The organism is Mycobacterium sp., from assembly GCF_051006775.1.
Lineage (GTDB): Bacteria > Actinomycetota > Actinomycetes > Mycobacteriales > Mycobacteriaceae > Mycobacterium.
Window position 1 is genome coordinate 25,023 of record NZ_JBPCSX010000083.1, and the last position, 18,162, is coordinate 43,184.

The window sequence follows — 18,162 nt, forward strand, 5'->3', positions numbered from 1 at the left end:
CTAAGCGTCGCCGCGAACCCAGACGCTCTCGTGGTTTTCGAGTCCACATGTCAGGAACATTCCGTCCGGAGCCTGGGCGACGGTGTTGTCCATGCCCGAGCAATCACTCATGAACTCCTTGACGCCCATCATCGGCGGGGAGCGAAAGTAGCGCGGTTCGTAGCGTCGCGGCGAGCCGCAGAAGACCAGCCGTCCCCAACCATTGCGGTTGTCGACGCCGAACACGTAGTAGGAGGTGTCCGAACAGGGCGCCCCGAGCACAACCCCGGCAGTGATTCCCGGCGTGCAGAAAGCGTCATGGCACTCCGCCGTGTCGGCAGATGCCGGTGCCGGCAGCACCGACCCCGCCACAAGCAGTAGGGCGAAAGCCGCAACGGTCGAACGCAGCGTCCCACTTTCGCGGATGAAGGTCGGTGATGTCGTCATCGTCTACCCGGACAGGTTGAAGTTGCCGTTGGCGCCGTAGATGGCCAGTGAGGTCAGCAGCGTGACCGAGACGACCACGATCAGCGAGGTGCGCACGGCGTTGCCGACGGCGACCCCCACCCCGGCCGGTCCACCGGAGGCGAAATAGCCGTAATAGGTGTGGATCAGCAAGATCGTGATCGCCATCAACACCGCCTGCAGAAACGACCACAGCAGATCGGTCGGGTTGAGGAACGTGTTGAAGTAATGCCCATAGAGCCCGGCGGACTGGCCGAAGAGGACCACCGTGACGAACTGGGAAGCCAGGAAGCTCAGGATCACCGCGATCGAGTAGAGCGGAGTGATCGCGATCATGCCGGCCACGATCCGAGTCGATACCAGGTACTCCACCGGGCGGATCGCCATCGCCTCGAGAGCGTCGATCTCTTCACTGATCCTCATCGCGCCCAGCTGTGCGGTCACACCGGCGCCGAAGGTGGCCGCCAGCCCGATACCGGCCACCACCGGCGCCGAGATGCGCACATTGATGAAGGCGGCGAGGAAGCCCGTCAACGCCTCGATGCCGATATTGCCCAGCGAGCTGTACCCCTGCACCGCCAGTGTTCCGCCGGCCGCCAGGGTGAGGAATCCGACGATGGCCACTGTGCCACCGATCATCGCCAAGGTGCCGGCACCCATGGAGATCTCAGCGATCAATCGGATGATCTCGCGACGGAAGTGCACCGCCGCGTACGGCACCCCGGCCAGCGATCGCCCGTAGAACAGGGTCCGGTCGCCCAGCCGGGCGAACCACCGGCGGGGCCGGTCGATCTGGTTGACCAGACGCGGGTACACCCCACGCAGCGTAGACACCGTCGACATCAGCGCGCCGACATCCGGATACCGATGGCGGTCACCACGACGTTGACCACGAACAACGCCATGAAGGCGTACACCACGGTTTCGTTGACCGCATTACCGACCGCCTTGGCGCCGCCGCCGGAGATCGTCAACCCGCGGTAGCACGCCACCAACCCGGCGATCAGACCGAACAGGGCCGCCTTCACACAGGAGATGATCACCTCCGGCACCCCGGTCAGCAGCGTGATACCCGCAGCGAACGCGCCGGGATTGACGTCCTGGGCGAACACCGAGAACACGTACCCACCCAGGATCCCGATGATCACCACCAGTGAATTCAGCAGCAGTGCCACCAATCCCGACGCCAGCATCCGGGGTGTCACCAACCGCTGCACCGGGTTGATACCCATGACCTCCAGGGCCTCGATCTCATCGCGGATCGTGCGTGATCCCAGATCCGCGCACATCGCTGTCGCACCGGCTCCGGCCACGATCAGCACCGTCACCAACGGCCCCACCTGGGTGACCGCACCGAAGGCGGCACCGGCACCACTGAGGTCAGCCGCACCCAATTCCCGCAGCAGGATGTTCAGCGTGAACGAGACCAGCACCGTGAACGGAATCGCCACCAGCAGCGTCGGCGCCAGCGACACCCGGGCGACGAACCACGACTGGTTGACGAACTCCTGCCACTGAAACGGGCGCCGGAATGCGAATCGCACCGCGTCCGCCGACATCGCGAACAGCCCACCGATGCCCTGCATGGGTCCCGTTACGCCGCCGCGCAGCGAAATCCCCGGGGACCAGCGATCTGGTCCTTTAACTGCCATGAGAGCCCGGCCTTCCTGCAACTGCCACCTCGGCGACCTGCTGCGCAACCGTCCGAGTATGACTCACGCCGGACCCGCCCCGGGCTTGAATGAGAAGGTCACATGTTCCCGGGTCACGGCGCCGGTTTTGCTGAGTTCGATGATGCGGTGCCATTCCAGCCCCATCTCGCAGCAGGGTTTGCCACCACCTCCAGTTCACCGGCCTCGACCCCGTGCTCATTGGATCAGCCGCACGACGGTCACAGGACCTGTCCGGCCACCGCGGTCAACTCGACCATCCCGGCCGAGAGTTCAGCCAATGCGGTGGCCGGCGGAACTGAGAGCAGGCAGATATCGCCCGGTTGCCCGATCGCGATCTCACGGATTCGGCCCGGCTGATCCGCAGACCCGAGAAACAGTTGCAGGGCGCGCAGCGGAGTGAGGGCTTCGGCAGCTCCGACGATATGTCCCCCGGCCGTCGTCCGGCGCACCGCGGCGCGCATCGCCGCCCACGGATCGATTCCGCCGAACGGGGCATCCGTGCTGCCGGCCACGGTAATGCCGGCACGTATCAGGGATCGGATCCGCCACAGCTGGTCCTGATCGTCGACGGGGATGTCGCAGCGGTACTGGTCACCGCGTTCAGCAACGAAATTCGGCTGGGTCACCACGGTGACTCCCAGGTCCGCGAGTGCTTCGATGTTGTCCCGATCCACCATCGCGGCATGCTCGATGCGATCCGACGGATGTGTGCCCGCAGCCCGTAGTGCGGCAATTGCCACAACAAGCTGAGCGACGGTCACACAGTGGATCGCCACCGGGTGATCGCCATTGCGGCGCAATGCGATCCAGTCGGTCAGGGCCTCGAGATCGAGCTGGCCATCGGAGAGGATTTTCTTTCCGGGAGATAGGCATGACACGCGCTGCCGGATCGCTCCGCGAAGGTTCGTGATGTCATCGGGGTCGAGATCGGGTGTCGCATCGGTGACTCCGGTGACACCGTATCCGGCCAGCCGGCGGTCGAGTTCGCGCAGATCCGGATCGCGACGGGGTATCGCGGCGGCCAGCCGGAGATCATCGCTGGAAAACCGTCCGTCGGGATGGGAGGCGGCACCGATGCGGTCCAGTGCCGCGGTGTTGAGGATCCACATCGCGCCGCTGCGGTGCTGCACACGAAGGGGTTTCGATGGGCACAGCGCGTCGAGGACGTGCCGGTTGAGTCGGCCTGCCACCGACTCGTGGTAGCCCACCGCCCGGATCCAGCCATCCCCATCGTCCGCGGCGGCGGCGATGGCGGCGGCAAAATCGTCCGGAGTGTGCGCGTCCGGTGGCCCCACCATCACCGAGTCCATAGCCGCCGCTGCCGCTCGCAGATGAATATGGTGATCATGCAACCCGGGCAGCAAGGTACCTCGCCGGGCCTCGATCACAAGTTCGCCGGGTTCGCGGGCCAGTGCCGGCGCTATCTCGGCGATGCGTTCGGCCAATCGCACATCGGCGATACGACCGTCAAGCAGTGTCGCCTGGCGAATCAGCATGCGGCGAGACGCTTCTCGACCATGGTGCGGACGCGGTCGTTATCGGCGCCCAGCGGCCCAGCCGGTATCACGGGTAGTACCGGCGCACGGGCCTCAAGGGTGAGCATCCCATCAGGACCGGTGGCCTGCGCGTAACTGGCTGCGACGGCAGCCAACGAGACGTCGATAACGGCGCCGCCACCGGTTCCGAGCGCAGCCAGCACCGCGGCGGTGGCGGTGATCCCGGTCAGTGGGTCGGCAATGGCGTCCGCACAGAACATCGGTCCGGTGCCGGATTCGACGACAAGGCCACCTGCCACCGCGGCATCGTCGCCGAAAGCGACCCGCTGCGGATGACTGCTGCCATAACCACTGATCCGCAACCAGATTCGTCCGGGCCGGGCGGGTATGACGTCAGGGCCTAGGCCGTTGCGCGCCAGGGCCGCCGGGCGTGAGCCCTCGATCACGACATCGGCCGCCCTCAGCAGCGGGGCGAGTTCACCCGATCCGAACGGTGCGGCGAAGACCAGCTTTTCGCTGTTGACCCAGTCGAAGAATCCGGCGTGGCCGCCGCGGGTGCCGTCTGGCCGGCCGGGACTCTCGACCTTGACCACGGTGGCGCCGGCCGATGCCAGCAGTCGTCCGCACAGCGGTCCCGCCCACATGGACGACATATCGACGACCAGCACCTCATGCAGTGGGCGATTGGCACCTGTTTGACCAACTGTGATGATCGGTTCCGCGGCCCGCACCTCGCCCAGAACCGCCGCAGGGATATCCAGCAGCCGTGCTCTGGCCACGACATCGCCGACCCGGCGCAGTGCGACGGCGGCGGTAAGGCTCTCCCATGGATCCGCGCTCGCGCTATCGTCCTCCAGAAGTGCGGGAACGGCGTCGACGTCGGCGGGCCGACTCAACGTGAGTGCGCACCATCCATCGACGCCTTCCAGTAACTGGCTCGCGCCGCCACAGGAGATCCGGGTCGGCGCACCCAGTCCGAGTAGCGCTGACCGCCCTGTGATGAGTTCGTCGGCATCGATCTCGACCGGCTGTCCCCCAAGTTCCGTGATGGAGTCGGTGATCGAGGCACAGTCCACGCGGGCGCGGGCCACGACCCGGGCCGGGATCTCGAACGCCGTCACCCACTCATTGTGATCGCATCGACCAGGCCCCACTCCAAGCAGGTCTGCGCAGACACGGGCTGCCCTGACAGGACGAGATAAGCGGTGCGCCAACGTCCGATCCGTCGCGTGATGCTCACGGTGCCACCGGCCCCCGGAATCAGGCCGAGCGACAGTTCCGGCAGCGCCATCTGGGAATCGGGGTGCGCTTCGACTCGTCCGCAAAACGCAGCCATCTCCAGGCCGCTGCCGATCACCCGCCCGTGCACCCGGGCGACGAGCCACTCGCCCAGTCGCGACGACAACACGCTGAGGGCAAGTGCCGGACTATGGCGGGTCCGGGCTACGTGCGCGCTCGCCGGGTCCTCAAAGGTGCCGAACTCGGCGAGATCGCCCCCACTGCAGAACGACGGACCCCGGCCGGCGATCACCACCTGCTCTATCGAGGGGTCATGAACAGCAACCGCCAGCAGATCGAGAAGCGCCTGACGCATGTCAGTGCTGAACGCATTGTGACGTTCCGGGCGGTTGAACCAGATGTGCAGAACGTTGCCATCCCGCTCTGCGACAACAGGATCGGGTGTCGGCGCCGGCACTGCCGGACCCCGGCTTGCCAGCCAGGTGGCGAACTCGCGACCCGATTGCAACGTCGAATAGGCCAGCGACTCGGCTGCGACACCGGTCCAGACCGGCGCGTCAGGCTGCGCGGCACGCAGGACGTCGTCGCATATCGATGCCGCCTGCGGCCATCGGCGAACCCGCCGTGCCAGTTCCTCGGTCGCAGCCTCGACGGAGGGCACCGTGACAACACGAGGATCGGTCACCGGCTCGGAGCTGAGAGTGAACGTCGCACGCTGCACCCATGGCTGGGCCCGTTCAGAGCCGATGACTGCCGCCGAGCCGACCGCGACCACCGGCCCCGCGTGGAGGTCGACGTCACGGTCAACGGATTCGAGGTCGACCAGCTGCAGACCCAATACCGACGAATGATCGAGGTCAAGATTCATCGCTGTCCGCCGCCTTTCCGCCGAACTCTAACGCGGAAGAAGGAACTGCCGCCGAATGGTTTAACCAAGCTGTCGCGACGGCTCACCGGGCGGCACAAAGACCTATCCGTTCCGAAGGGAACGCGTGTAGGGCCGGGTCAGGGTGTCAGGCCCCGTTCCAGCGGTGCCGCAACCCCTGCTCCCGGTACCAATCAATCAGATCGGGCCGGTCGACGGAGCGGGGATCCAGTGACACCTCGCTGTGACCGGCCATGATCGCGGTGACCGGCACCTCAAGCTTCTTCCCGGTGCGGGTGTGGGGTATCCCGGGTGCGGCTATGACCTCGTCGGGGACGTGCCGGGGCGAGAGCACGGTCCGGATGCGGGTGCGGATGGTCCCGATCAGTCCCTCATCGAGATCCACACCCTCGGCCATCGTCACGAACAGCGGCATCCAGTAGTCGCCGCCGGGCCCGTCGATCCCGATAACGAAGGCCTCGGTCACCGCGTCGATGCCCTCGACAACCTCGTAGATGTCGGCTGAGCCCATCCGGATGCCGTGCCGATTCAGGGTGGCGTCGCTGCGGCCGTGGATGATGACCGAACCGCGATCGGTGATTGTCACCCAGTCCCCGTGGCGCCACACGCCGGGCGCCGGTCCGTCGTCCCATTGATGGTCGAAATAGGCTGCACGGTAACGTGATCCGTCTGGATCATCCCAGAATCCGATCGGCATGGACGGCATCGGAGCGGTGATGACCATTTCACCTACCTCGTCGATGAGCGGCTGTCGCGCCGGCGACCAGCTATGCAGAGCCACACCCAGATAACGGGTCGTCAACTCGCCCGGGTGCGCAGCAACACCGGCGGTGCCACCGGCGAAGGCCGTCACGACGTCGGTTCCGCCACTGATCGACGAGATCTCGATATGTTGGCCCGCTTGGGCTTTCGCCCACTCGTAGAGGTCGGCCGGCAACGGCGAGCCGGTGCTGCCCAGCGTGCGCAACCGGCTCAGGTCATGGTCGGCGCCCGGATGCAAACCAGCCTTCCGGCCGGCCAGCAGATGACCCGGGCTGGTACCGAAGTAGGTGACTCCTTCGAGGTGCACAAGTTCCCAGAGCCGGCCGGGGTCGGGATACATCGGGTGACCGGTGTAGCAGACCACCGTCGAACCACACAGCAGTCCGGCGGTGCGGAAGTTCCACATCATCCAACTCAATGCGGTCTGCCAGAAGAAGACGTCTCCCGGTCCGAGGTTGCCGTGCAGGGCGGCGGCTTTGAGGTGTTCGAGGACCACCCCTCCATGGCCGTGCACGATGCCCTTGGGCCGCCCGGTGGTGCCGGAGGTGAACAGCACCCACAGTGGGTGATCGAACGGCACAACTGTGACCGCAGGGGAAACCGGTTGAGCTACCAGCCGCAGATAGTCCTCGCTGTCGAGGCGGATCAACTCCGGACTGCCGGGCAGCAGAGCCAGCAACTCGTCTGTCTCCGAACGCTTGTCGTGCCAACGGCCGTTGAGTCGGTAGCCGTCGACACTGAACAGAACCTTCGGCTCGAGCTGAGCGAGCCGGGAAGCAGCACCCTGCGGGGCGTAGTCCTGCCCACAGCTGGACCACACCGCGCCGACGGCCGCGGTGGCCAGGAAGACGACTGCCGCCTCCGCCACGTCGGGCAGATACGCCGCCACCCGATCCCCGACTCCGACGCCGAGGCGCCGAAGTTCAGCAGCCACCGCACCGACCCGGCCCGGCAGATCCCGCCACGCGATCTCGGTCCGGGCACCCTCCTCGTCGATGCCGATGATCGCGACACCGTCGCGGTCGCACTGCCGCAACACCTGCTCCACGTAGTTCAACGTGACACCGGGAAACCAGCGCGCGCCGGGCATGGCGGCATCGGCAAGCACAGCCGATTCACCCTCGGCCAGCGCGTTCCCGGCCGGAATGTCGAAGAATTCCCAGACCGCCCGCCAGAATCGGGCGGGGTTCTCCACCGACCAGTGCCACAGTTCGGCGTACCCGCCCGCGGGAGCGCCGTGACGTGCCGACGCGGCGGCGAATCGTCGCCATTGCGGCTCGTCAGTCCGAGTTTCCGCGCCCATCAGATGCACCCCACGACCCGCAACCTTACGAGACAGGGCCGTTCACATCGCCATTTGGATTGCCGTCATGATCAGGACTGCGGCTAGATTCGGGACATGACATCTGCCTCAGCGGCACCGACGGTATTCATCTCCGGAGCCGCCGCCGGAATCGGCCGGGCGACGGCGCTGGAGTTCGCCCGCCGTGGATACCGGGTCGGCGCCTATGACGTTGATCTGGCCGGCCTGGCGACCCTGCGTGACGAGATCACCAACCGCGGCGGCGAGGTTGCCATCGGCGAGCTCGACGTCACCGACGCCGACGACTGGGACCAACAGCTCAGGGCGTTCACCGGTGGGTCGCGCCGGTTGGACATCCTGGTCAACAATGCCGGCGTGCTCAGCTCCGGACGCTTCGAGCAGATCCCGCTGGCTGAGCAGCGCCGGATGGTCGATATCAACTTCTACGGCGTGATGGCCGGACTGCATGCGGCGTTCCCCTATCTGCGCGACACCGCAGGTGCCCAGGTGGTGAACCTGTGCTCGGCCTCGGCGATCTACGGCCAACCCGAATTGGCCGTCTACTCCGCCACCAAGTTCGGCGTCCGGGGACTCACCGAGGCACTGGAACTCGAGTGGCGCCGCTACGGGATCCGGGTGATCGCGATGTGGCCGCTATTCGTCCAGACCGCGATGGTCGATGGCCTGGAGACCGGCAGCACCAAATCCCTGGGCGTACACCTGACCGCCGAGGATGTCGCCGAATCCATCTACTCCGCCACCCACCCCGGTCGCGAGTGGTTGCCCAAGGTGCACTACCCGGTGGGACGGCAGACCAAACTCCTCGCAAGCTTGTCCCAGGTGTCACCGAACTGGGTTCAGCGGTTGATGAACAAGACGGTGTCGAAGTCCTGAGCCGAGTTCAGCCGACAGTGGCGACCGGCGCCCGGCGGGGTTGCTGATTCTGCACGAACGAACTGCACAGCCCGATATTGCTGGGCACGCACGGCACACCATTGATCGTGGCGGTGCTGACCGGTGCCAAACATTGCGCTGAGTACGGGTTGGGGATGAAGCCCGGCGCGCAGGTCTGAGCAGACGCCGCGGGACTCACGGCGACCCCGGCCGCCACCACGGCGCCGGACACCACCCATGCCAGTTTGTTCGCTGTCGTCATCCTTGTCTCCCCCGTCAACGGTACGCGTAGCATCTTCGCCATGTCTCTGCCCGAGCCGACGCCCTACCCGGCCAACTACCCGTATCCGCCGCAGCCGGCGGCGAAGGGCCCCGGAGCGGCACGCTGGATCGCGCCGTTGGCCCTGGTTGTCTCGCTGTTGGCTGCCGGTGCGGCCGGCTGGGCGCTACTCAAGCCCGCGCCTGAGCCGCCCAGCGTCGGCAACCCCGCCGTCGCCAACCCCAAGGCGCAGGCCTGCAGCGCCTTCTTCCTGGTGAGCAATGGCGTCGCACTGCAGTCCCGCATCGACATCGGACCCGATCCGGTGGCCCAGCAGGCGGTGGCGGCCAATGCCCGACTCGCCATGGCGGGCGGGGCGGACTACATCCGCAGCAAGCTGGCATCCAACACCCCGGCCGACCTCGCCGAGCCGCTCACCGCGTTCGCCGACCAGCTTCAGACGATCGCGCAGTACTACCTCGCCGGCCAGAACAACGACAATCCTGAGCAGACGGCCCGGCTGGCCGAGGCCGACAAGACCACCAAACAACTCGTCGAACTCTGCAAGTAGTCGACCGGTGACAGCACGGCGGAAGTTCACGGCGGCGGCGCTGATAGCGGCGTGCGCGCTGGGGGTCGGCCCGGCCCCGATGGCGTGGGCGGACCCGCCCGTCGCCGACGATCCGGTCCCCGCACCCGCACCCGCACCCGAAGCCGAAGCCATACCCGCAGCCACCCCCAGTCCCGTCCCCGCACCGCCACTGGTCTCCTCGATCGGCAACGCCCTGGGGCAGCGCGGAGACGGCCCGACCGGTCCGCTCGGTCTGCCCGACCTGTCGGCGTACGGCGCGAACCTGCTACTGGGCCAGAATCCGGCACCGGCCGCCCCGGCCGGGGTCACCCCGGCACTGCTACCGCGCCTGAGTGCATTCGATCCCAACTATCTGGTCCCGCAGAACCTGACCCCCGCGATTCCGGGCGCCGGCACCCCTGCACCAGGAATCGGCCCGACGGCCGAAGACCCCAGCACCGGCCGGATCGCCTTCCTGCGACGACTGCACGAGATGTATGCCGAAGGCGAGCTCACAGGCGCGCTCCTGGGCCAGATGTCCCCGGAGGAGTTTGAAGCAAACCTCGCCGAGTCAGGCACCGCCCCGGACCCCCAGCCCTGATGCCGGTTGTTCCCCCGCGCCTGATCGTCGAACCCGACGACGGTCTCGAACCGGTGCGTGAGTTCATCTCCTCGGCGCAGAGTTCTCTGCTGATAAAGCAATTCACGTTCACCGAGCCCAGTCTGATCGACGCCACCATCGCCCGTCACGACGCCGGTGTGAACGTGCGGGTCATGCTCAACGCCCAGCGCTCCGGGGGTGATCGGGCCAACGACGAGACCTACCAACAGTTCCGGTCCGCGGGGATCGATGTCCAGTGGTCGAGTCCGAAATTCTATGTGACACACGAGAAGTCGATCGTGGTGGACGGCCGCGCCGCGATGGTCGCCACCTACAACCTGATGATCAAATACTTCACCCTCACCCGGGACTACGGGATCATCACCTATGACCCTGAGCACATCCGCCAGATCACTGATGTGTTCAACGCCGATTGGGAGCATCTGGACTTCACCCCGGAGAACGACGCCGGTCTGTTGTGGAGCAACTCCAACTCGCGTTTCCAAATGGCCCGGTTCATCGATCGCGCCACCGAGACACTGCTCGTCCAACATCCCAAGTTCGTCGACGCGGTGATCCTCGACCGACTGGCCGACGCCGCCCATCGTGGCGTCGAAGTGAGAGTGCTGTGCGGCGGGAAACACGGCATCAGCGAGTGGGACATCCTGGACACCTTCTCCTCGCTGCGCACGCTGCACCGGTTCGGCGTCAAGGTCCGCAAGCAGAAGAACCTCCGGGTGCACGCCAAGCTGCTTGTCGTCGACGGCCGGGAGGCACTTGTCGGCTCGATGAACATCGACCGCAGCGCCTTCGACCTCCGCCGCGAGCTGGGCGTCATCATCGACGAGCCCGATATCGTCGACCGGTTGCGGCGCGTGTTCAAGTCGGACTGGAAAACCTCGCACCATTACGAGGCACCCGATCCGCTCGGCACCGTCGAGCATCACGAGGATGACTTTCCGCACGACGCGGACCTGGTTCATGAGTGACGAAACCCCATCCCGGGTTTCGCTGGCGCAGATCGCCGTCACGTTCAACCACATCGCGCTGGCATCGTTCGGCGGCGGCCTGTCTGCCTGGTCCCGCGAGATCGTCGTGGCCCGCAAGAAATGGATGGGTGAGGAGGAGTTCCTCAGCGCGATGACGATGTGCCGGATCATGCCCGGCGCCACCCAGGTCAACCTCGCGGTCTTCGTCGGAAGCCACCTGCGGGCCGGCCGCGGCGCTGTCGCCGCCGTCGTCGGCCTCTGTCTGGTGCCGGTGGCGCTGATGCTCGGGATGGGCTTCATCTACTTCACCTTCAAAGAGGTGCCGGCAGTCAAGGGCGCCCTGCACGGAGCGTCCGCGGCCGCCGTCGCGCTGACGATCACCATGGTGATCAAGACCGGGAAGAAGTGTTTGAGCGGGCCGATCCCGATCGCCCTGTTCGCGGCCGCCTTCGTCCTCAACGGCCTGCTCCGATGGCCGCTGCTGATCAGCCTGGCCATACTGGCACCGCTGAGCCTGATCTGGGCCTGGCCCCGCGACCGGGCGGCTGAGCCGGCATGACGACCTACCTGTCATTGGTCAGCATGTTCGGCGTGCTGTCGCTGCTGTCGATCGGCGGCGGCAATACGGTGCTGCCCGAGATGCACCTGCAAGCGGTCAATGGCCATCACTGGCTCACCAACGGGCAGTTCGCTGATATCTTCTCGATCTCGCAGGCCGCCCCGGGACCGAGCATCCTGATCGTCTCCCTGGTGGGCTATGCCGCCGGTCTCAAGGCGGCCGGCGTTCTGGGCGGGGTGATCGGCGGCGTGATCGCCACTGTTGCGATGATCCTGCCGGCCGCAGTGCTGATGTATCTGGTGACGGTGTCGTGGAAACGCGCGGAGAAGTCGAAGTGGCGCATCGCGGTCGAGAAGGGGTTCGCGCCCCTGACCGTCGGACTGATCCTGGCCACATCGCTGGTGATGAGCCGCGCCGCCGATCACGACTGGCGGGCCTACCTGACCACTGCCATTGCCACCGTGATTTTCGTCCGGACCAAGACCAATCCGCTGATCGTGGTCGGCGCCGCGGCACTGCTGGGCTATCTGGGCCTGGTCTGACGCTAGTTTGTAACCGTGCGGGTCGACGGTCGGGAGATAGCTGTCTCCGGCAGCCTGCTACAACCGCTCACCCGGCGCACCACCGACATCTTCCGATTGGCCCTGGCGGGGATATTCCTGGCGATCGTGATCACCAGTTCGCTGATCACCCGCAGCGACTGGGTCGGCCTGGAGCGATCGATCTCCCGGATCGTCGGGGTGTTGACCCCGTTCCAGTCGAACCTGGTGTACCTGGCCTACGGCATCGCGATCGTGGCACTGCCCTTCGTCATCCTCATCGGCCTGATCGCCGGGCGGGAGTGGAAACTACTCGGCGCCTATGCCGCCGCCGGATTCATCGCGGCGGGGGCGCTGTCGATCACCGGCGAGGGAATAGCCGCGCCCCGTTGGCATTTCGACATCAGCGAGCGGCTGTCGACGATGCTGTCGCAGTTCCTCGACGACCCCCGGTGGATCGCCATGCTGGCAGCGGTGCTGACCGTGTCCGGCCCCTGGTTACCGGCCCGGTGGCGGCGGTGGTGGTGGGCCCTGCTCTTGGCATTCGTCCCGATCCACCTGGTGGTCAGCGCCGTGGTGCCGGCCCGCTCCCTGCTGGGACTTGCCGTCGGCTGGTTCGTCGGAGCGCTGGTCGTGTGGGTGGTGGGCACCCCGGCACTGGAGGTCCCCCTCGACGGCGCGGTACGGGCGTTATCGCGCCGCGGCTTCGAGGTCGACTCACTGACGGTGATCCGACCGGCCGGGCAGGGACCGCTGGAGTTGTCCGCCGCCGACCCTGCCGGTCGGACCACCGTCGTCGAGATGTACGGACCCAATCAGCGCAGCGGCGGCGCGCTGCGCCAGTTCTGGCGCTGGCTCGTCCTGCGGGACAGCGAGACCGCACCCCTGCAGACCTCGATGCACCGGGCGGTCGAACACCGGGCTCTGATGGCCATCGCCGTCGGCGACCTCGGCGCGGCCAACACCACCACACTGACGCTCTCCGCACTGGACCGTGGCTGGACGATGTTCGCCCACACCTCACCGCGCGGCTCCGTGTTGGACCAGACCGACGGTCCCGAAGCCGTCACCGCGGTATGGCAGGCACTGGGCGCGCTGCACCGCCACCAGATCGCCCATGGCGACCTTCGGGCCGGCGAGATCACCATCGACGCCGGTACCGCATTATTCGGCGGGTTCGGCTCCTCGGAGTACGGGGCCTCCGATGAGCAGATGCAGTCCGATATCGCGCAACTGCTGGTGACCACCACCGCAAAGTTCGGGGCCGAGCCCTCGGTGCGGGCGGCAATCGCCGAGTTCGGCACCGATACCGTCCTCGACGCCTCCCGGCGGCTCACCCGATCGGCCCTACCACCCCGCTTGCGCCGATCCCTCGGCGACGCCAAGTCCGTGACGGCCGCGGCTCGCGACGAGGTCAAGCACCAGACCGGCGCAAGCGCGATCCGGGAGGAGACCATCACCCGCTTCACCCGCAAGCAGGTGATCCAACTGGTGCTGTTGGTCGCGCTGGTCTACGTCGCCTACCCGTTCATCAGCACGGTGCCGGCCTTCTTCAGCGAGCTGCGCACCGCGAACTGGTGGTGGGCGCTGCTGGGCCTTGGTATCTCGGCACTGACATATGTGGCGGCCGCGGCCGGCCTGTGGGCCTGCGCATCGGAGATCGTGTCCTTCCGCAATGTGCTGATCATGCAGTTCGCCAACACCTTCGCCGCCACCACCACACCGGCCGGGGTGGGCGGCCTCGCGCTGAGCACGCGGTTCCTACAGAAGGCCGGTCTGGGCACGGTGCGCGCCACCGCGGCGGTGGCCGTGCAGCAGGCCGTTCAGGTGATCACTCATATCGCGCTACTGATCTTCTTCAGCGTCGCGGCCGGGGCCTCGGCCGATCTGTCGCACTTCGTGCCGAAGCTGACTCTTCTGTACTTGATTGGCGGGGTGGCGCTCGGCGCCGTCGGCACATTTCTGTTCGTGCCGAAACTGCGGGTCTGGCTGGAGACCGCCGTGCGACCCAAGATCAACGAGGTGGGGACCGATCTGGTCGATCTGGTCCGCGAGCCGAAGCGCTTCGCGATCATCGTATTGGGTTGTGCTGGAACAACTCTCGGTGCCGCACTCGGACTCTGGGTCAGCGTCATGGCTTTCGGTGGGGGCACCACCTTCGTCACAGTCACAGTGGTGACGATGGTCGGCGGGACGCTGGCCGCGGCGGCTCCCACCCCCGGCGGGGTCGGCGCGGTCGAGGCGGCCCTGATCGGTGGCCTGGCCGCCTTCGGCGTCCCGACCGCTATCGGCGTGCCGGCCGTGCTGCTCTACCGGGTGCTCACGGTGTGGCTGCCGGTGTTCTTCGGCTGGCCCATCATGCGATGGCTGACCGCAAAAGACATGATCTAGAGAAGGAAGACATGTGACCGAATGGTTTGACCTCAGTGGGCACGTCGCACTGGTGACGGGCGGCAACAGCGGTATCGGACTGGGTATGGCGCACGGCTTGAGCCGGGCCGGTGCGGCAGTCGCGATCTGGGGCACCAATGCCGAACGCAATGACGCCGCAGTCGCCGCGATACTCGCCGCCGGCGGCGAGGCGGATGCGTTCACCGTCGATGTCAGCGACGAGGACGCCGTGGCCGCGGGTCTCGACCAGACACTGGCCCGCTTCGGTCGGATCGACTCCTGTTTCGCCAACGCCGGCGTGCCCGGCCGGCCTGCCCCGGTCGATGTGATGACCACCGGGGAATGGCGCCGAGTGATGGCCGTAAACCTCGACGGCGTCTTCTACACGGTCCGCGCCGTGGTCGGTCATATGAAGGCCCGCGGCGGTGGCGGCTCGATCGCGCTGACCAGCAGCGTGTCCATGAGCGACGGGCAGCCGTTTGCCATCCACTACGGCGCAGCGAAAGCGGGTCTGGTCGCCATGGCACGTGGGCTGGGAGTGGAATTAGCCCGGGACGGGATCAGGGTCAATGCGATCGTTCCCGGATGGACCATGGCGGCGATGACCGACGATCTGCTCAACTCCCCTGCCGTGGTGGATAAAGTCCTTCCACGGATTCCGTTGCGCCGGTGGGGAACTCCGGAGGATTTCAGTGCGCTGGCGGTGTGGCTGGCCGGCCCGGGATCGGGCTACTTCACCGGTCAGACGGTGGTGTTGGATGGCGGTTACAGCGTCTTCTGAGCCCGACGCGACGGCGCCGTTTGACAACTCAGTCTTTTCGCAGGTTTGCTTTGGAATGGCAGGACAGTGGCTCCACGCAGTAGCAAGGGGATTGGAACCACTGCCCTGCTTCCCTTGTTTGTAAACCCACCACCCACCGTGGTCAACAGTTTCGGCTAATCAGCCACCCGGGGCCTACCCGGCACGAAAAGTGACTTTGCAGAAAATCACGCGTTACCAGCGCCCGCCAGACGACCTTCCAAGAGTTTGCCAAATCTGCACGGTCACGTTGAGTACGGATACCTCCGACTCCCCCAGTCACTCGGATAAACAACGCGAGCCATAGCGTCGAGCTGTCGCGGTACGCCTGAACGGGATGATCGGCGAAACAATCCAGCGATTTGCCCCACGACCCCGGCCGAAGCTTTGCTAGCCTGCTCGAGACGCGCGGCAGGGGGTGCCGTGCCCAGTTCCGTCCGGCAAAGGATTCCTCACATGCGCTCAGCTGACTCTGCCCACACCTATCGGACCAACGGGCGGGGTCGGATCCGCGCCATCGAGTTCGGCCGGACTCCGCCAGAAGCGCAGGCTCAGGGGTACGCCCGCTACGTCGGCCGGGTTGGCGCACTGGCTATCGCTCTCGGAGTCGGATCCGCTGCGGCGTCGATGCCGCTGGCGTTCGCAGACACCACCGGCTCGGGCGGTTCCAGTGCGGACAACTCCTCGGCCGGTGCCACCGCATCGACCTCGCCGTCCCGGCGTTCGGGCCACGGCGCGTCCGCGTCGGCAGGCGGTGACACCGGCAACTCGGCATCGCCGCGCAGCGGCGGCTCGGCAGCGGCGGCGGCTAAGGCCCCGCGGCGCAATAACGACACCCCTGTGCGCGTGCCGGCCGCAGGTGTTGGTGAAGACCACCCCACCACGACCGACGCCGCCCCATCCCGATCGGTGATTACCGACAGTCCCGCGGAGTCCGCAGCCCCGGTTGACAGTGACTCCTCGGCCGAGGCCGACGCGGTTGCCACAGTCGCGGCCGCAGCCTCCCCCAATGAAGCAGCACCCCGAGCGGTGGCGTCGGCCTCGGTAAGAAATCTGGGCGCAAACCTGCTGTCCTGGTTGGCAACCGGCGGTAACGGTGACGGTCCGGCGGTGGCCCCACTGATGTGGACCGCCCTGGCAGTGACCCGCCGCGAGACGGGCAGCGCATTGAAGACGGCGAAGGCAGCCGCAGCCACTTCCAGCAGTGCTACCGCCTCGGCGGTTACCGCCTGGCAGCCGGGGGCCATCATCCGGATCTTCATCGGCGACGGCACCGCCGACAACCCCAACGCCGGCGTCCTGTTCGGCAACGGCTATTCCTGGACCGCCGAAACCTGCGACCAAGGCGACCCCTGCAATGGCGGTAGGGGCGGCCTGATCGGCAATGGCGGTAACGGCTACAACGGCGGCAACGGCGGCGCGGCGGGCTGGTTCGGCAACGGCGGCAACGGCGGCGCCGGTATCGACGGAACCAACGGCGGGGCCGGCGGCAACGGCGGCCGCGGCGGCCTATTTGTCGGCTACGGCGGCAACGGCGGCGCAGGCGGCGCGGCCACCTCCACCACCGGCAACGGTGGCGCAGGCGGCACCGGCGGCCATACCGGCCTGCTGGCGATCTACGGCGTCGGCGGCACCGGCGGTGCCGGCGGAGTCGGCGGTTCGGCCGGTGGCGTGGGCGGCGTCGGCGGTGACGGCGGCTACAGCCTTGGACTGCTTCTCTACAGCCGCGGCGGTGTCGGCGGCGTTGGTGGTGCGGGCGTGACAGCCGGCAACGGCGGCAACGGCGGTCGCGGCGGTGTGTGGCTGGGCTCGGGCGGCGCCGGTGGCGCCGGCGGTGCCACGACCTCTGCCACCGGTAACGGCGGTAACGGGGGCAACGGCGGCAGCACCGGCGTGTTCACGCTCGTTGGATACCGAGGCGGCGTCGGCGGCGCAGGCGGTAACGGCGGCTCAGATTCGGGCACCGGCGGTAGCGGCGGCAACGGCGGCAACGGCGGCGGTCTGTCGCTGTTCGCCCGCGGCGGGGGCGGTGGCGTTGGCGGCGCCGGTGTCAACGGCGGTGACGGCGGCAACGGCGGCCTCGGCGGCTTATGGCTGGGCTCGGGCGGTTCCGGCGGCAACGGCGGTACCGCAACCAGCCTCGCCGGTGCCGGCGGAAACGGCGGCAACGGCGGCAACACGGGTCTGCTGTCGATCTGGGGCGGCGGCGGCCGCGGCGGCGCCGGTGGCCAGGGCCTCGACGGCGCGAACGGTGTCGACGGTGCTGATCCCGGGGATAGCGGAACCGACGGCGGTGACGGCGGCAGCGCAGGCAATGGCGGCAACGGCGGCGAGGGCTCCTGGGTCTTCGGCTGGGGCGGCCGCGGCGGTGAAGGTGGCCGGGGCGGCAACGGCGGTAACGGCGGAATCGGCATCGACGGTGTGACCTCCACAGACCCGACGGTTGACGGCACCGACGGCGGCAATGGCGGCAATGCCGGCAGTGCCGGCAACGGCGGCAATGGCGGCGCGGCCGGTGAGGGCCGCTTCCTGTTCCTCTTCGAGCGAGCGGCCCGGGCCGGTAACGGCGGCGATGGCGGAAACGGCGGCAACGCCGGTACCCCCGGGGAAGGTGGTAACGGCGCCAACGGCACCGCGGCCAACCCGACCGGCAGCAACGGGGGTAATGGCGGCGATGCCGGCACCGCGGGCACCGGCGGCACGGGCGGTCTGGCCGGCTACACCGACGACGAGAACTGCCACCCCGCCGTCAACGGC

The 18,162-nt window shown here is 67.2% G+C and carries 16 protein-coding genes and 1 pseudogene; 9 read left to right on the forward strand and 8 right to left on the reverse strand.

Going from position 1 to position 18,162, the window contains the following annotated elements; translation table 11 throughout:
- From ACR2JI_RS06225 to ACR2JI_RS06255, 7 genes are all read right to left on the reverse strand, one after another.
- A complete protein-coding gene (locus tag ACR2JI_RS06225) occupies nt 1–426 on the reverse strand; it encodes a hypothetical protein (protein ID WP_526389122.1) in 426 nt (141 codons plus the stop codon).
- A gap of 3 nt (nt 427–429) precedes the next feature.
- Nucleotides 430–1,287 (reverse strand): MlaE family ABC transporter permease, encoded by an 858-nt coding sequence (locus ACR2JI_RS06230; protein ID WP_526389124.1) that lies wholly within the window; start codon nt 1,285–1,287, stop codon nt 430–432.
- The gene (locus tag ACR2JI_RS06235) at nt 1,287–2,096 is read right to left on the reverse strand and encodes an MlaE family ABC transporter permease (RefSeq protein WP_526389126.1); all 810 of its coding nucleotides are present in this window, start codon (nt 2,094–2,096) and stop codon (nt 1,287–1,289) included. The genes ACR2JI_RS06230 and ACR2JI_RS06235 overlap by 1 nt, the downstream gene beginning before the upstream one ends.
- Before the next feature lie 239 nt (nt 2,097–2,335).
- The gene (locus ACR2JI_RS06240; RefSeq protein ID WP_526389128.1) at nt 2,336–3,613 is read right to left on the reverse strand and encodes an amidohydrolase family protein; all 1,278 of its coding nucleotides are present in this window, start codon (nt 3,611–3,613) and stop codon (nt 2,336–2,338) included.
- Entirely contained in the window at nt 3,607–4,734 is a 1,128-nt protein-coding gene (locus tag ACR2JI_RS06245) for a CoA transferase (protein WP_526389130.1), read from the reverse strand. The genes ACR2JI_RS06240 and ACR2JI_RS06245 overlap by 7 nt, the downstream gene beginning before the upstream one ends.
- Entirely contained in the window at nt 4,731–5,720 is a 990-nt protein-coding gene (locus tag ACR2JI_RS06250) for an enoyl-CoA hydratase/isomerase family protein (RefSeq protein WP_526389132.1), read from the reverse strand. The genes ACR2JI_RS06245 and ACR2JI_RS06250 overlap by 4 nt, the downstream gene beginning before the upstream one ends.
- Before the next feature lie 145 nt (nt 5,721–5,865).
- Nucleotides 5,866–7,803, reverse strand: coding sequence for an acetoacetate--CoA ligase (locus tag ACR2JI_RS06255; RefSeq protein ID WP_526389134.1), 1,938 nt, complete (start codon nt 7,801–7,803; stop codon nt 5,866–5,868).
- A 96-nt stretch (nt 7,804–7,899) separates the two neighbouring features.
- Between ACR2JI_RS06255 and ACR2JI_RS06260 the strand changes: the two genes are divergently transcribed.
- The gene (locus ACR2JI_RS06260) at nt 7,900–8,697 is read left to right on the forward strand and encodes an SDR family oxidoreductase (RefSeq protein ID WP_526389136.1); all 798 of its coding nucleotides are present in this window, start codon (nt 7,900–7,902) and stop codon (nt 8,695–8,697) included.
- Between the two features lie 7 nt (nt 8,698–8,704).
- Here the strand turns inward: ACR2JI_RS06260 and ACR2JI_RS06265 are convergent, their stop codons facing one another.
- Nucleotides 8,705–8,959, reverse strand: coding sequence for a hypothetical protein (locus ACR2JI_RS06265; RefSeq protein WP_526389138.1), 255 nt, complete (start codon nt 8,957–8,959; stop codon nt 8,705–8,707).
- A 40-nt stretch (nt 8,960–8,999) separates the two neighbouring features.
- On the opposite strand from ACR2JI_RS06265, the gene ACR2JI_RS06270 reads away from it, so the two are divergent.
- The 8 genes and pseudogenes from ACR2JI_RS06270 to ACR2JI_RS06305 all read left to right on the forward strand — a co-directional run.
- The gene (locus tag ACR2JI_RS06270) at nt 9,000–9,527 is read left to right on the forward strand and encodes a hypothetical protein (RefSeq protein WP_526389140.1); all 528 of its coding nucleotides are present in this window, start codon (nt 9,000–9,002) and stop codon (nt 9,525–9,527) included.
- Nucleotides 9,528–9,534: 7 nt separating this feature from the next.
- Nucleotides 9,535–10,128 (forward strand): hypothetical protein, encoded by a 594-nt coding sequence (locus ACR2JI_RS06275; protein ID WP_526389142.1) that lies wholly within the window; start codon nt 9,535–9,537, stop codon nt 10,126–10,128.
- Nucleotides 10,128–11,117 carry a phospholipase D-like domain-containing protein gene (locus ACR2JI_RS06280; protein WP_526389144.1) on the forward strand — a complete coding sequence of 330 codons (990 nt, stop codon included), beginning with the start codon at nt 10,128–10,130 and terminating at the stop codon, nt 11,115–11,117. The genes ACR2JI_RS06275 and ACR2JI_RS06280 overlap by 1 nt, the downstream gene beginning before the upstream one ends.
- Entirely contained in the window at nt 11,110–11,676 is a 567-nt protein-coding gene (locus ACR2JI_RS06285) for a chromate transporter (RefSeq protein ID WP_526389146.1), read from the forward strand. The genes ACR2JI_RS06280 and ACR2JI_RS06285 overlap by 8 nt, the downstream gene beginning before the upstream one ends.
- Nucleotides 11,673–12,218, forward strand: coding sequence for a chromate transporter (locus tag ACR2JI_RS06290; RefSeq protein WP_526389148.1), 546 nt, complete (start codon nt 11,673–11,675; stop codon nt 12,216–12,218). Before ACR2JI_RS06285 ends, ACR2JI_RS06290 begins: the two co-directional genes overlap by 4 nt.
- A gap of 15 nt (nt 12,219–12,233) precedes the next feature.
- Entirely contained in the window at nt 12,234–14,606 is a 2,373-nt protein-coding gene (locus ACR2JI_RS06295) for a flippase-like domain-containing protein (protein WP_526389150.1), read from the forward strand.
- Between the two features lie 13 nt (nt 14,607–14,619).
- Nucleotides 14,620–15,387 carry an SDR family NAD(P)-dependent oxidoreductase gene (locus ACR2JI_RS06300; protein ID WP_526389152.1) on the forward strand — a complete coding sequence of 256 codons (768 nt, stop codon included), beginning with the start codon at nt 14,620–14,622 and terminating at the stop codon, nt 15,385–15,387.
- A 474-nt stretch (nt 15,388–15,861) separates the two neighbouring features.
- Nucleotides 15,862–18,162 (forward strand): annotated as a pseudogene (locus ACR2JI_RS06305) (hypothetical protein); the annotation flags it as partial.

Bases quoted from the DNA above. Each gene is read 5' to 3' on its own strand.
- ACR2JI_RS06230 (WP_526389124.1), bottom strand. From the start codon at position 1,287: ATGTCGACGGTGTCTACGCTGCGTGGGGTGTACCCGCGTCTGGTCAAC.
- ACR2JI_RS06235 (WP_526389126.1), bottom strand. From the start codon at position 2,096: ATGGCAGTTAAAGGACCAGATCGCTGGTCCCCGGGGATTTCGCTGCGC.
- ACR2JI_RS06270 (WP_526389140.1), top strand. From the start codon at position 9,000: ATGTCTCTGCCCGAGCCGACGCCCTACCCGGCCAACTACCCGTATCCG.
- ACR2JI_RS06255 (WP_526389134.1), bottom strand. From the start codon at position 7,803: ATGGGCGCGGAAACTCGGACTGACGAGCCGCAATGGCGACGATTCGCC.
- ACR2JI_RS06285 (WP_526389146.1), top strand. From the start codon at position 11,110: ATGAGTGACGAAACCCCATCCCGGGTTTCGCTGGCGCAGATCGCCGTC.
- ACR2JI_RS06290 (WP_526389148.1), top strand. From the start codon at position 11,673: ATGACGACCTACCTGTCATTGGTCAGCATGTTCGGCGTGCTGTCGCTG.
- ACR2JI_RS06225 (WP_526389122.1), bottom strand. From the start codon at position 426: ATGACGACATCACCGACCTTCATCCGCGAAAGTGGGACGCTGCGTTCG.
- ACR2JI_RS06260 (WP_526389136.1), top strand. From the start codon at position 7,900: ATGACATCTGCCTCAGCGGCACCGACGGTATTCATCTCCGGAGCCGCC.
- ACR2JI_RS06265 (WP_526389138.1), bottom strand. From the start codon at position 8,959: ATGACGACAGCGAACAAACTGGCATGGGTGGTGTCCGGCGCCGTGGTG.
- ACR2JI_RS06250 (WP_526389132.1), bottom strand. From the start codon at position 5,720: ATGAATCTTGACCTCGATCATTCGTCGGTATTGGGTCTGCAGCTGGTC.
- ACR2JI_RS06280 (WP_526389144.1), top strand. From the start codon at position 10,128: ATGCCGGTTGTTCCCCCGCGCCTGATCGTCGAACCCGACGACGGTCTC.
- ACR2JI_RS06240 (WP_526389128.1), bottom strand. From the start codon at position 3,613: ATGCTGATTCGCCAGGCGACACTGCTTGACGGTCGTATCGCCGATGTG.